1 protein-coding gene is annotated in these 352 nt (G+C 67.3%); it reads right to left on the bottom strand.

The window, feature by feature from the left end; genetic code table 11:
- Positions 1 to 352 (bottom strand): phytanoyl-CoA dioxygenase family protein (locus IA22_RS0133780; protein ID WP_030125885.1); only part of this gene is annotated, 352 nt, incomplete at both ends.

Below are 352 nucleotides of genomic sequence, written 5' to 3'. Positions count from 1 at the left end.
GCCGACGAACGACTTGTGGGAGCCGGGCATGATCATGAGCCCGCCGTTGGTGTCGAGGTTCTCGGTCAGCGCGATCGAGACGGACACCGCCCGCATGTTGGGCAGGCCGTCCTCGGCGTGCCAGGTCTCGAAGTCGGAGTGCCAGTAGAAGCCGGAGGCTCCGAAGCCGGGCTTGACGTTGATCCGGGACTGGTGGACGTAGACGTCCGAGCCCAGGATCTGGCGGGCGCGGCCCACCACACGCTCGTCGCGTACGAGGCGTGCGAAGACCTCGCTGAGCTTGTGGACCTCGAAGACCGAGCGCACGCTCTGCGACTTCGGCTCGATGATGGAGCGCTCGTCCGCGCGGACC

It is taken from the genome of Kitasatospora papulosa (assembly GCF_000717245.1).
Taxonomy (GTDB): Bacteria; Actinomycetota; Actinomycetes; order Streptomycetales; family Streptomycetaceae; genus Streptomyces; species Streptomyces papulosus.
The sequence above is the reverse complement of the archived record's forward strand: the minus strand, read 5'-3'. Positions and strand labels throughout refer to the sequence as shown.